This window comes from Hyphomicrobiales bacterium (genome assembly GCA_016710435.1).
GTDB lineage: Bacteria > Pseudomonadota > Alphaproteobacteria > Rhizobiales > Aestuariivirgaceae > Aestuariivirga.
On the sequence record JADJVV010000001.1, the window covers coordinates 2,460,206 to 2,472,430 of the forward strand.

Here is a 12,225-nt window from a genome sequence, read left to right on the forward strand (position 1 = left end):
CCATGGTTCAGCCGATCGCGCGGATGGTGTCGGCGAGCAGCTTGATTCCGGGCTCGATCTTCTTCTCGTCGATCGAGGAGAATGCGAGCCGGAAATAGTTGAGCGGCGGTTTCGGGCCGCCAAAAGTGATGCGCCCCGGCTCGATGAAGATGCTCTTTGCCAGCGCCGCCTTGTAGAGTTCGCCGCTGTCGAGCTTCGCAGGCCCCTTCACCCAGTAGGCCGTGCCGCCGAAGGACGGATTGCGCGACGCATTGGGCAGATGGTCGGCGAGCGCCTTGCCCATGATCTCCCAGCGCGCGCGGTAGGATTTGTGCAGGCGGCGGATCAGCGTGTCGTGATGGCCGAGGGAAAGGAACAGCGCCGCGGCCCGCTGGTTGTTGTTTGGCGCATGGCGCACCATGAGCCGGCGCAGCGCCCGCGCTTCCGAAATCAGTTCGCGCGGCCCCACCATGAAACCGAGCCGCAGGCCGGGGAACAACGTCTTGGACAGCGAGCCCACGTAGATCACACGGCCATCGTCATCGAGCGACTTCAGCGCGGGACAGGGCTCGTTCACATAATTGGTCTCGAACTCGTAGTCGTCCTCGATGATCAGGAAATCCTGCTCCTGGGCTTTCTTCAGAAGAGCCAGCCGCCGCTCCAGCGGCATGGTGACGGTCGTGGGGAACTGGTGGCTTGGCGTGGTAAAGACGAGGTCAAGCCCATCCAGCGCCTGATTGATGACAAGCCCCTGTTCATCGACGGGCAGCAGCTTCACGTTGTCTGAGCGCAGCCGGAACATGTTGCGCGCGTCGGTATAGCCAGGGTCTTCCATGCCCACCTTGCTGGCCCGGTCCACCAGCAGGCTGGACAGAAGGTAGAGCGCGTTTTGCGCCCCGAGCGTGATGAGGATTTCATCGTCACTCGCCATGATGCCCCGGCGCGGAAGGATGCGCCGGCGGATCTGTTCCACCAGAAGCGGATCATCATGTTCCCACGAGTCGTTGGTCCACGCGCCCAGCCATTTCTTGCCCAGCGCCTGGCGTGTGCACTCCCGCCATTCCGCCAGCGGAAACAGCGTGTGATCAACCTGGCCATAGATGAAGGGGTAGGTGTAGTCCTGCCAGTTCAGCGGCTTCGTCTGGTTTTCCTGCGTCGAGGGCCGCGTCTTGAACTGGCGCGTGACATCGGCCCCGGCACCGCTGCGGGCCCGCGTGATCACTGGCCGCACTGATGTTGCCGTGTCCTCCAGCGCCTTGTCGGCGACATAGTAACCCGAGCGTTCCCGCGCCACGAGGTAGCCGTCGTCGAGCAGGCCCTGGTAGGCCAGAACCACAGTGTTCCGCGATACGCCAAGCGACTTCGCCATCTTGCGGGTGGAGGGAATGGGTTCGGACTGGTCCAGCTTGCGGTCCAGGATGGCCGACACCAGAGCTTCGCGGATCTGCGACTGAAGACTGGAAAATTCGGTTCGCTTCAGATGGATAAGCCAGTCGCGCAAGATGATTGGTTCCGTTGTTGGTGCTGTCTGGCCCTATCATAGGGCCAATTTGCACCATAAATCCAGTCATGAGGATTTCTGGCCCATGCGTGATTTCTTCTGGCATGTAAGCTGACATCGAACAGGAAAATCATGAGCCAGCCAAAGATCAACACCCAGATCAAGACGTGGGACGAGATCAAGACGACGACTTGCTACATGTGCGCCTGCCGCTGCGGCATCAAGGTGTACCTGAAAGATGGCAGCGTCACCTACATCGAGGGCAATCGCGATCATCCCGTCAACAAGGGCGTGATCTGCGGCAAGGGTGCGGCTGGCATCATGCAGCACACCTCGCCTTCGCGCCTCTCGAAGCCACTGATCCGCGTGGGTCCGCGCGGCTCCGGCGAGTTCCGCGAAATTGAATGGGAAGAGGCCTTGCGCACGGCCACGCTGTGGCTCTCGGAGGTGCGCAACACCGATCCGAAGAAACTGGCCTTCTTCACCGGGCGCGACCAGTCTCAGGCCCTCACCGGCTGGTGGGCTTCGCAGTTCGGCACGCCAAATTATGCCGCACACGGAGGATTTTGCTCCGTCAACATGGCCGCCGCCGGGCTTTACACCTATGGCGGCAGCTTCTGGGAGTTCGGCGAACCCGACTGGAACCATTCCAAGTACTTCATGCTGTTTGGCGTGGCGGAAGACCATGCGTCAAATCCCATCAAGGCAGGCCTCGGCAAGCTGAAGAAGCGAGGCGCCAAGATCGTCGCCATCAATCCCGTGAAGACCGGATACTCGGCCATCGCCGATGAATGGATCGGCATCAAGCCCGGCACGGATGGACTCTTTGCCGGCGCGCTCATCCACGTACTGCTGGAGGCGCAGCGGATCGACGGCGAATATCTCCTGCGCTTCACCAATGCGCCCTGGCTGGTGATTGAGAATCCGGGCGGCGCGGATGACGGACTTCTGCTGCGCAACGCCGCCGGAACCGCGCTGGTCTTCGACCCGCAGACGCAATCGACCAAGGTTGCCGGAACCTACGGCATCAATCCGCCGCTGATGGGCCGCTTTACCCTGGCCGATGGCCGCAAGGTGGTGACATCCTTCACGCTGATTGCCGAACGCTTCCTTTCGCCGGACTATGCGCCGGAGAAGGTGGATTCAGCCTGCGGCGTGCCGGCAGCCACCATCCGGCGCATTGCCGCCGAGTTGGCCCATACAGCCTTCGAGGAGGCCATCGAGCTTGATATTCCGTGGACGGATTATCTGGGCCGGCAATATGAGAAGACGCGGGGCCGCCCCGTCGCCTTTCACGCCATGCGGGGCATCTCCGCCCATTCCAACGGCTTCCACACCTGCCGCACCATTCACCTCTTGCAGATCATGCTGGGCACTATCGATTGCCCCGGCGGCACACGCTACAAGCCGCCGTTCCCCAAGCCCATTCCGCCGGGCGTGAAACCTGCGGGAAAGCCGGGGCAGGTGAAGCCGCTCACCCCGCTGCCCGGCCCGCCGCTTGGGTTCGTGACATCGCCGGACGACCTGCTCGTCGATGAATTCGGCAAGCCCCAGCGCATCGACAAGGCCTATTCCTGGGATGCCCCCATCGCCGCCCACGGCATGATGCACATGGTCATCAACAACGCCGCCAAGGGCGATCCCTATCCGGTGGACGTGCTGTTCATGTACATGGCCAACATGAGCTGGAATTCGGCCATGAACGTGCCGGACACCATGGCCGCACTCACCGCCAAGCGCGATGACGGCGAGTACGTCATTCCCCGCATCATCTATTCGGATGCCTACGCTTCCGAGATGGTGCACTACGCTGACCTCATCCTGCCGGACACGACCTATCTGGAACGCTGGGACTGCATTTCGCTGCTGGACCGTCCTGTCTCCGAGCCCGACGGGCCTGCCGATTCAATCCGCCAGCCCGTTGTCGCGCCGGACCGCGATGTGCGCCCCTTCCAGGATGTGCTGCTCGACCTCGGCGCGCGCCTTGGCCTTCCCGCCATGGTGACGGCGGATGGCAACGCGCGCTATCCCGGCGGCTATTCCGACTATCTCGTGAACCACGAACGCGCGCCAGGCCTTGGCCCGCTTGCCGGCTTCCGCGGACCCGAAGGCCGCATGTCGGGCAGGGGCCCCGTCAATCCGGGGCAGCTGGAGAAATACATCGCCAACGGCTGCCACTGGTTCCAGGAAATTCCGGACCGCGCCAAATATTACAAGCACGTGAACTGGGACTATCTCGACTGGGCGACCTTCATGGGCTTCCTGGCGCGGCCCGAACCCATCATCCACCAGCTCTATTCGGAACCCCTGCAGAAGTTCCGCCTTGCCGCACGTGGCTTCGGCGCAGTGACGCCGCCAGCGGAGCACCGCAGCCGGATCGAAACCTATTTCGATCCCATCCCCTTCTGGTATGCGCCGTTCGAAGGCGAGCAGGTGAGCGGCGATGAATTTCCCATGCACGCCATCACGCAGCGGCCCATGGCCATGTATCACGCCTGGGGATCGCAGAACACCTGGCTCCGCCAGATCCTCGGCCGCAACTGGCTCTACATGCACCGCAAGCGCGCCGCGAAACTCGGCATCAGCGATGGCGATTGGGTCACGGTGACGTCGCATCACGGCCAGATCAAGTGCCAGGCGAAGTTGATGGACGGCCAGAACGAGGACACGGTGTGGACGTGGAATGCCATCGGCAAACGCAGCGGCACCTGGGGCCTCGATGCCAACGCGCCAGAAGCAAAAAAAGGATTCCTGCTCAACCACTTGATCAGCGATCTTCTCCCGGAACGCGAAGGCGGCTACCGCTATTCCAACAGCGACCCCGTGACCGGGCAGGCGGCCTGGTATGACCTGAAGGTGCGCGTGGAAAAGGCAATGGACCAGAGCGCCGAAAGCGCACCGCAGTTTGCTGTGCTGAAGGATGTGGGGGTGAAGGCATGACCTCGCTTCCCGCCGCGACGCAGAAGAAACTCGGCCTCGTCATTGACCTCGACATCTGCGTCGGGTGTCAGGCCTGTGCCACGTCGTGCAAGGAGTGGAACACGCAAGGTGTGTCCGCGCCGCTCTCCGACGCGAAGCCGCGCAGCGATGAGCCGATGGGCACGTGGCTCAACCGCATTCACGGCTACGAGGTGCAGGAGCCCGGCCGCGACGATACCCGCATCGTGCACTTCCCGCGTTCCTGCCTCCATTGCGAGACACCGGCCTGCGTGACCGTGTGCCCGACAGGAGCCTCCTACAAGCGCGCCGAGGATGGCATCGTTCTCGTCAATCCGGAGACTTGCATCGGCTGCAAGCTCTGCTCCTGGGCCTGTCCCTATGGCGCGCGAGAATATGATTACCCCACCGGCGTGATGAAGAAGTGCACGCTTTGCGTCGACCGCATCTACAATCAGAATTTCGTGGAGGAAGACCGGGTGCCCGCCTGCGTCAAGGCCTGCCCCACGGGCGCGCGCAGCTTCGGCGATCTGGGCGATGCAAATTCCGCCGTCTCGCAACTGGTGAAGCAACGCGGCGGCTACGATCTCATGCCGGACATGGGATACAAGCCTACCAACAAGTACCTGCCACCGCGGGCGCGCCGCGATCAGGCCGTGGTCGATCCGCTGCCGAAACCCGATGGCTCTGCCATGGAGCGCCTGTTCGCCTGGGCGGACAAGCTGATGACCAGCGCCAAGGCGACGGCGGGCGTGAACGAAACAGACCTGTCCGACAGGCTGGAAGGCTGACACCCCATGAATCCCGCCTATTCCGTCATTCTCTTCACCACGGCTTCCGGTGCGGGCTATGGCCTTCTCGCGCTGCTGGGGCTTGTGGGCATCAATCACGGTCAGGCCTCGTCGCTGGCCTTCGGCATCACGGCCATGTTTGTTTCACTGGCGCTGATCACCGTGGGGTTGCTCTCGTCCACGCTGCACCTTGGCCATCCTGAACGGGCCTGGCGTGCGCTCTCGCAGTGGCGCTCGTCGTGGCTGTCGCGTGAAGGTGTCGCGGCCGTGCTGACCTATCCGGTGGCGCTGGCATTCGGACTTGTGTGGAGCGGCATCGTCGTGGCTCCGCAGTGGATCACGCCGCTCGCCCTCGCCAGCATGGTGATGAGTGCCGTGACCGTTCTTTGCACGGGAAAAATCTACGCCACGCTCAAGACCATTCCGCAATGGCATCACCCTCTCACGGTGCCGGTCTATTTTGCTTTTGCCGCAATGACCGGATGCGCGGTGCTGGCGGCGGTGGCCACGCCGTTCGGCCGCTTTCAAGTGTTTCAGGTGTTGCTCGCGATCGTGTTCCTGGCCATCACGGGTGTTTTGAAGAGCCTGTATTGGCGCTCGATCGACACGGCGATTGCCCGTCATACCATCGCGGATGCAACCGGCCTTGGCGGCACCGTGAAGCAATGGGAACTGCCCCACACCAACATCAACTTCATCCAGAAGGAGATGGGCTATGTGGTGGCGCGCAAGCATGCGGAAACGCTGCGCAGTCTCGTCAAGATTGCCATGGTGATTGCAGCCATCGCAGCGCTGCTGAGCTGGCTCATCACGCCCTGGCTGTCGTTGGTGCTTGCCGTAGCTGCACTCGCTGCGGCCACCGTCGAGCGCTGGTTGTTCTTCGCGGAAGCAACCCACGTCGTGAATCTCTACTACGGACTCGACAAGGCCTGACCGCCACCTTTCTGCCTCAATTCGTGACAGCTCGTTAACGCCTTGTTAACCATGTTCGGCCCTAATCCCGCTCGCTGGGGTGCGTTGCGTAGAAGGGTTGTGTCTCGTGTCAGTCATTGCTTCGTCACGTATGTCGCTGCGTTTGCTGGGCCGTTCCTATCTGGCCTTCGTGCTAGCGCCCGAACCGCCACTCGACGAGTGGCTCGCCGAACTGGATCAGCGGCTCCTCCACCAGTCCTCATTCTTCTCCAACCGCCCGGTCATCCTCGACCTTGCGCCGCTCTCGCCGACATTGGCGGAGACGGCGAAGGTCATCGCCGTGGTGGAGAGCAGGGGCCTGAGGCTTGTCGCCGTTGAAGGTGTCAACGCCGATTGGGTGAGCCCGCGTCTGGCGCCCTTGCCGGGGACGCCCATGCCCTTCGGCATGTTCAATCCGAAAGACCACGATGCTCCAGCACCTCCACCCCGGCAGCAGCGCTATTCGGTGTCCGCGCGGCCCGATCCGCGTGAGCCTGCCAGCCTGCTGGTGGAGGAGCCGTTGCGTTCCGGCCAGTCGCTGATCTTTCCGCAAGGGGACGTCACGGTGATCGGCTCCGTGGCCTCGGGCGCGGAGATCGCGGCGGGTGGTTCGATCCACATCTACGGCGCTCTTCGCGGGCGCGCCTTCGCGGGGACGAGCGGCAACGCCCGTGCGCGCATCTTCTGCAACAGGTTCGATGCCGAATTGCTGGTGATCGACGGCCTCTACAAGACGGCAGACGACTTCGACCCGGCCTTGCGCGGAGAGCAGGTGCAGGCGCGCCTCGACCGCGACGTGCTGAGCGTCGAAGCCTTTCACTGATCAACTCCAGGAGTGGGAAACATGTCCAAAGTCATCGTCGTCACGTCCGGCAAGGGCGGCGTCGGAAAAACAACGTCAACAGCAGCGCTGGGCTCCGCGCTGGCGCTCAGCGGCAAATCTGTCGTGGTGGTCGATTTCGATGTCGGCCTGCGCAACCTTGATCTCATCATGGGGGCGGAGCGCCGCGTCGTTTATGATCTAATCAACGTCACGCAGAACCAGGCCAAACTTCACCAGGCACTCATCCGCGACAAGCGCGTGGAAAACCTCTGGCTGCTGCCGGCTTCGCAAACCCGCGACAAGGATGCGCTGAACGAAAAGGGCCTTGCCCGACTGATGAAGGAATTGCGCGCCCAGTTCGACTACATCATCTGCGACAGTCCCGCGGGCATCGAGCGGGGCGCGGTGCTTGCCATGCGCCATGCGGATGAAGCCGTGATCGTCACCAATCCGGAAGTCTCATCGGTGCGCGATTCCGACCGCATCATCGGCCTTCTCGATTCCAAGACGGAGCGTGCGGAGAAGGGCGCCAAGGTGGAGAAGCACCTGCTCATCACGCGCTACGACCAGGCGCGGGCAGGGCGGGGCGACATGCTCAAGATTGATGACGTTCTGGAAATCCTGCTGGTGCCGCTTCTCGGCGTGATTCCGGAAAGCGAGCAGGTGCTGCGCGCCTCCAACATCGGCCAGCCCGTCACCCTTGCCAATCCCATGTCCGCGCCAGCGCGGGCCTATTCGGATGCGGCACGGCGCCTTCTCGGCGAAACCATTGCGATGAACGTTCCCCACGAACGCTACAATCTCATCTCGCGCATTTTCGGCGGGAGGGCTGCATGAATTTCATCACCCGCTGGTGGAAGCCAAGGGAGCCGGAACCGTCGACCGCGCCCGTGGCCCGCGAGCGCCTGCAGGTCCTGCTCTCGCATGAACGTGGCAAGACGGGACAGTCCAACCTGCTGAGCCTCATCAAGGAGGACGTGCTGGCCGCCATCAAGCGTCACATCGCCGTGCCGGAGGAAGCCGTGCATGTGAAGGTGGAGCGCCGCAAGGCCGTGTCCACCATGCGCATCTCGCTCGACCTTCCGAAATAGCGCTGCTTGCGCCCTTCTGCCGCGCTGATACTGTGCGGCACAATCGGGAGTGCAACGATGCCCAACATGCTGGCTGATGGCGTAAGCTGGTTCGACGACTGGTTTGCCGTGTGCGAAGTGGCACCCGGCGTGCATGCTATCGGCGAACCGCGCTTCCACCAGATCAACTGGAACTATCTGATCACGGGAACGACGCAGGCGCTGCTTTTCGATACGGGGCCGGGTGTGCGGGATATTTCCGTCGTGGTGCGGGGGCTCACAACATTGCCCGTGACGGCCATGCCTTCGCACATGCACTTCGATCACACCGGCAACCTCGATCGCTTCGAAGACATCGCCATTGCAGACCTTCCTTTGCTGCGCGCCTTCGAGAAGAATGGGATGCTGCAGGAACCCGGCAACCTCTACCTCGGCCACTACGAGGGAATGAAATGGACGCCGGTACGCGTGAGCAAGTGGTGGAAGCCCGGCCATCGCATTGAGCTCGGCGGGCGGAGTCTGGAAATCATCGCCACGCCGGGCCACTCGCCGGACCATGTGGCGCTGTGGGATGAAGGGCACGGCATCCTCCTCGCTGCCGACTTGCTCTATCTCGGCGCGCTCTATGCGCAGGTGCCGGGCTCCAACCTCGCCGACTACGCCCGGTCCTGCGAGGCCCTCCTTCCGAAACTCCGGGACGGTGCGCGTATCTTCGGTGCTCATGGCCAGCCGGATGCAGCTGGCAAGCACACCGCTCCGGAGCTTGACAGATCGGATGCAGAAGCCCTGCTAAATGTACTGAATAGACTCAAGAAATCGGGCGAGATGCCCAGCCGTGCCGAAGTCAATGAGCGCATGTATCTTCTGATCGGCCCGCATGCATATGAGGCTTGGCAGAAGGGTCGCAAATCTATATAAAGAATTCTTTATATGATTTTCGCGAGGTCGCCCATGCCGAAACAGTCATTCACCGAAGCACTGGCCACCCGTCCCTGGTTGCTGGCCGACGGTGCGACCGGCACGAACTATTTCCAGATGGGCCTCGTCTCCGGCGATGCGCCCGAGATGTGGAACTTCGAGCATCCGGAAAAAGTCCGCGACCTGCACCGCCGCTTTATCGAAGCGGGTGCGGACATCATCCTCACCAACACGTTCGGCGGCAACCGTCATCGCCTCAAGCTGCACAATGCGCAGGACAAGGTGCATGAGGTGAATGTCGCCGCCGCCCGGAACGCACGCGCCGAGGCCGACGCCGTGGACCGCGATGTCTATGTCGCCGGTTCCATCGGTCCCACGGGCGAAATCTTCATGCCGGTGGGCATGCTGCCCTATGAAGAGGGCGTTGCAGCCTTCGCCGAACAGGCAATGGCGCTGAAGGACGGCGGCGTTGATGTGCTGTGGATCGAGACCATGTCGTCGGAGGAAGAACTCCGCGCGGCGGTGGATGGCGCGGCCGAGGCAGGCCTGCCCATCGTCACCACCATGAGCTTCGACACCAACGGCCGCACCATGATGGGGATCACGCCCAAGGCCTTCGGTGCGCTTACAGCGGCCCTGCCGCACCAACCCTGCGCCATCGGCGCCAACTGCGGCGTTGGAGCATCAGAACTGGTAGCCACTGTCATGGGCATCACTGAAGCGCGGCCCGATGCCGCCGTGGTCGCCAAGGGCAACTGCGGCATCCCGCAGTATGTGAACGGCGCCATCCACTATACCGGCACGCCGGAGCTGATGGCCGACTACGCCCGCATCGCGCTGGATGCAGGAGCCCGGATCATCGGCGGCTGCTGCGGCACCTCCCCCGAGCATCTCGCCTCCATGCGCAAGGCCCTCGAAGGACACCACAAGGGTGTCCGGCCAACGCTGGAACTGATCGAAACGAAACTCGGCCCCGTCTCGGAACTCGCCAAGGGCGTCGACAAGGCCGCCGATGGCGCCGCCCGCCGCGAGCGCCGCAGGAGCTGATCCCAGGCGATTGCTGCGAGTGGTTGAAGCTGCCGCCTAGACCGCCGCAACCACCACCGGCTTGCCCAGCATGAAGCAATCGGAAATCAGTTGCAGGGGCGAGGCGTCAACGTCGCTTTTCTTTGCTTTGAGCAGGCGCGCGAACTTGGCGTAGATGTCCTCGTATTCGTGGAGTTCCGCCTCGCGAACGGTCTTGCCGTTCACGTCCAGAACAGAACCACCCTTCTTGAGGTGCAGCCGCACGCCATCGGCCGTGCCGACTTCGATTTCCCATGTCTCGCCCGTCGTCTGCCGCCAGTCCATTGCCGCTGTCATGTCGGCGGGCGTGCCGTCACCGCGCTTGAATCGGATGTCGGCCGCAATGGGTGTCGCCGCATTCGCAGGCACCTCGATCGTGGCGCTCTCGACGAAGATGGGTTCCGGCATGATCTTGGTGACGATCGACAGCGCATTGATGCCCGGATCCAGCACGCCGAAACCGCCGGGCTGCCAGATCCACGCCTGTCCTGGATGCCACTTGTTCACGTCCTCTTTCCATGTGACGCGGAGATGCGTGACCTGCTTGCCCTTGAGGCGCTTCTTCGCCTCATCGACGGACGCGTTGTAACGCGAATGCCAGGTCGCATAGAGCACCCGCCGCTTCTTCTTCGCATAGGCTTCCATGGCCAGCAGTTCACCTACGGTCGGCGTCGGCGGCTTTTCGATGAGCACATGCCAGCCTGCATCCAGCGCCTCGCGCGCCATGGCAAGCCGCACCGAAGGCGGCGTGCAGAGCGCGATGCAATCCACCGCGACTCCGCTCTTGCGGAGATCGGCGATGCTTTCAAAACAAGGCACGCCATCAATCTTGCCATGGCGGCTGACGCCCGCCACCAGCTTGAAATTCCGGTTCTTGCCGATGCAGGGAATGTGCTGGTCGCGGGCGATCTTGCCGATGCCGGCGACGGCGATCTTGTAGGCCATGATGTCCTCAGCTCAGTGCGGTCGAAAGGTTGGCGATGAAGTGGTCCACTTCCGCGGCCGTGTTGTAGTGCGCAAGGCCGGCGCGGAGCACGCCGCCCTTGTCCATCAGGCCCATGCGGGCGCAGGGCTCGATGGCGTAGTTGTGACCAGACCACACGAAGGTGTTCAAGTCGGCGAAATGCTTTGCGAGCTTTGCGGGGTCCATCCCGTCAACTGTGAATGACACCGTGGGCACACGGCGGTGCACGGCATTGGCGGAGGTGATGCCCCGCACCTTGAGGCCACGGAGCGGAACGATGCCATCGATCAGCCGCTGCGTGAGGGATTGCTCGTAAGCCTCCATGGTACGCCAGGCGGAAACCAGTCGTTCACGTTGCGAGGCGCCGGTGCCGAGCGAGGCCAGATATTCCACCGCCCCGAGACAACCTGCCATGCCCTCGTGGGAGAGCGTGCCCGTTTCGAACTTGTGCGGAAGGTCTTCGCCGGCGGGCCGCACCTTGTAGCCGAACGTCTGCTGCAGGCGCTCGCGGAGGCCCCACAGGATGCCCATGTGCGGACCGAACCACTTGTAGGCGGAGGAAACGAGGAAATCGCAACCCAGGTCCATGACGTCGATGAGGCCATGGGGTGCGAACTGCACGGCATCCACATACGAGAGCGCGCCAGCCGCGCGCGCCTCGGCGCAGAACCGCTTCACGTCGTTGATGGTGCCGGTGCAGTTTGAGGCATAGCCCAATGCCACCAGGCGGGTGCGGGGCGAGAGGACCTTGCTCAACGCATCATCGGGGAACTCGAAGGTGTCCGGATCGAAATCCATCCAGCGGACCACCAGGCCCTTGTCTTCGGCCAGCAGCAGCCAGGGCGCCACGTTGGCGTCGTGGTCCATCCGCGACAGCACGATCTCGTCGCCCGCCTTGAACGAACGCCCCAGGCAGCGCGACATGTGCAGGGTCAGCGTGGTCATGTTCTGCCCGAACACGATTTCGTCGGCCGATGCCCCGTAGAGTGCGGCGACCGCGGCGTGGGCGGAATCCACCAGTTCGCCTGCCGCCCGGGTCGTGCAAAAAAATCCACCGAGATTGGCGTTTTTCTCAAGCAACGCTTCCACGGTGCGGTCGATCACCCGCTGCGGCACCTGCGTGCCTGCGGGATTATCGAAATAACACCGGGCTTTTCCGTGATCGCCTAGGGCGAGGGCAGGGAATTGCTGGCGGACGGAATCGATCGGAAAGATGCTGGTCATGT

Annotated in this window: 11 protein-coding genes; 8 read left to right on the top strand and 3 right to left on the bottom strand. The window is 62.8% G+C overall.

The window, feature by feature from the left end; translation table 11 throughout:
• Positions 1-7: 7 nt before the first annotated feature.
• The gene (locus tag IPM06_11885; GenBank protein ID MBK8771120.1) at positions 8-1,480 is read right to left on the bottom strand and encodes a PLP-dependent aminotransferase family protein; all 1,473 of its coding nucleotides are present in this window, start codon (positions 1,478-1,480) and stop codon (positions 8-10) included.
• Positions 1,481-1,612: 132 nt separating this feature from the next.
• Here IPM06_11885 and IPM06_11890 point away from each other — a divergent pair, with 132 nt between their 5' ends.
• The 8 genes from IPM06_11890 to bmt all read left to right on the top strand — a co-directional run bounded on the left by IPM06_11890 (position 1,613) and on the right by bmt (position 10,017).
• Positions 1,613-4,420: a molybdopterin oxidoreductase family protein gene (locus tag IPM06_11890; GenBank protein ID MBK8771121.1), complete on the top strand. Its 2,808-nt coding sequence runs from the start codon at positions 1,613-1,615 to the stop codon at positions 4,418-4,420.
• Positions 4,417-5,208, top strand: a complete 792-nt coding sequence (locus IPM06_11895; GenBank protein MBK8771122.1) for a 4Fe-4S dicluster domain-containing protein — start codon at positions 4,417-4,419, stop codon at positions 5,206-5,208. Before IPM06_11890 ends, IPM06_11895 begins: the two co-directional genes overlap by 4 nt.
• Positions 5,209-5,214: 6 nt before the next feature.
• Positions 5,215-6,141, top strand: a complete 927-nt coding sequence (locus IPM06_11900) for a dimethyl sulfoxide reductase anchor subunit (GenBank protein MBK8771123.1) — start codon at positions 5,215-5,217, stop codon at positions 6,139-6,141.
• A gap of 130 nt (positions 6,142-6,271) precedes the next feature.
• A complete protein-coding gene (gene minC, locus IPM06_11905) occupies positions 6,272-6,982 on the top strand; it encodes a septum site-determining protein MinC (GenBank protein MBK8771124.1) in 711 nt (236 codons plus the stop codon).
• A 21-nt stretch (positions 6,983-7,003) separates the two neighbouring features.
• Positions 7,004-7,819 carry a septum site-determining protein MinD gene (minD, locus tag IPM06_11910; GenBank protein ID MBK8771125.1) on the top strand — a complete coding sequence of 272 codons (816 nt, stop codon included), beginning with the start codon at positions 7,004-7,006 and terminating at the stop codon, positions 7,817-7,819.
• Positions 7,816-8,073 carry a cell division topological specificity factor MinE gene (minE, locus tag IPM06_11915; protein ID MBK8771126.1) on the top strand — a complete coding sequence of 86 codons (258 nt, stop codon included), beginning with the start codon at positions 7,816-7,818 and terminating at the stop codon, positions 8,071-8,073. Before minD ends, minE begins: the two co-directional genes overlap by 4 nt.
• A 57-nt stretch (positions 8,074-8,130) precedes the next feature.
• A complete protein-coding gene (locus IPM06_11920) occupies positions 8,131-8,970 on the top strand; it encodes an MBL fold metallo-hydrolase (GenBank protein ID MBK8771127.1) in 840 nt (279 codons plus the stop codon).
• 33 nt (positions 8,971-9,003) lie between these two features.
• Positions 9,004-10,017 carry a betaine--homocysteine S-methyltransferase gene (gene bmt / locus IPM06_11925; protein ID MBK8771128.1) on the top strand — a complete coding sequence of 338 codons (1,014 nt, stop codon included), beginning with the start codon at positions 9,004-9,006 and terminating at the stop codon, positions 10,015-10,017.
• Between the two features lie 36 nt (positions 10,018-10,053).
• On the opposite strand, the gene IPM06_11930 is transcribed toward bmt, so the two are convergent.
• Both IPM06_11930 and IPM06_11935 read right to left on the bottom strand, forming a co-directional pair.
• Positions 10,054-10,980, bottom strand: a complete 927-nt coding sequence (locus tag IPM06_11930; protein MBK8771129.1) for a Gfo/Idh/MocA family oxidoreductase — start codon at positions 10,978-10,980, stop codon at positions 10,054-10,056.
• Positions 10,981-10,987: 7 nt separating this feature from the next.
• On the bottom strand, positions 10,988-12,223 hold the full coding sequence (locus IPM06_11935) for a cysteine desulfurase-like protein (protein ID MBK8771130.1): 1,236 nt from the start codon (positions 12,221-12,223) through the stop codon (positions 10,988-10,990).
• Positions 12,224-12,225 lie beyond the last annotated feature (2 nt).

What these genes read in the sequence shown, in the direction of transcription:
- IPM06_11890 (MBK8771121.1), top strand. Translation starts at nt 1,613, where the DNA reads ATGAGCCAGCCAAAGATCAACACCCAGATCAAGACGTGGGACGAGATC.
- IPM06_11895 (MBK8771122.1), top strand. Translation starts at nt 4,417, where the DNA reads ATGACCTCGCTTCCCGCCGCGACGCAGAAGAAACTCGGCCTCGTCATT.
- bmt (MBK8771128.1), top strand. Translation starts at nt 9,004, where the DNA reads ATGCCGAAACAGTCATTCACCGAAGCACTGGCCACCCGTCCCTGGTTG.
- IPM06_11935 (MBK8771130.1), bottom strand. Translation starts at nt 12,223, where the DNA reads ATGACCAGCATCTTTCCGATCGATTCCGTCCGCCAGCAATTCCCTGCC.
- minD (MBK8771125.1), top strand. Translation starts at nt 7,004, where the DNA reads ATGTCCAAAGTCATCGTCGTCACGTCCGGCAAGGGCGGCGTCGGAAAA.
- IPM06_11920 (MBK8771127.1), top strand. Translation starts at nt 8,131, where the DNA reads ATGCCCAACATGCTGGCTGATGGCGTAAGCTGGTTCGACGACTGGTTT.
- IPM06_11930 (MBK8771129.1), bottom strand. Translation starts at nt 10,980, where the DNA reads ATGGCCTACAAGATCGCCGTCGCCGGCATCGGCAAGATCGCCCGCGAC.
- IPM06_11900 (MBK8771123.1), top strand. Translation starts at nt 5,215, where the DNA reads ATGAATCCCGCCTATTCCGTCATTCTCTTCACCACGGCTTCCGGTGCG.
- minC (MBK8771124.1), top strand. Translation starts at nt 6,272, where the DNA reads ATGTCGCTGCGTTTGCTGGGCCGTTCCTATCTGGCCTTCGTGCTAGCG.
- minE (MBK8771126.1), top strand. Translation starts at nt 7,816, where the DNA reads ATGAATTTCATCACCCGCTGGTGGAAGCCAAGGGAGCCGGAACCGTCG.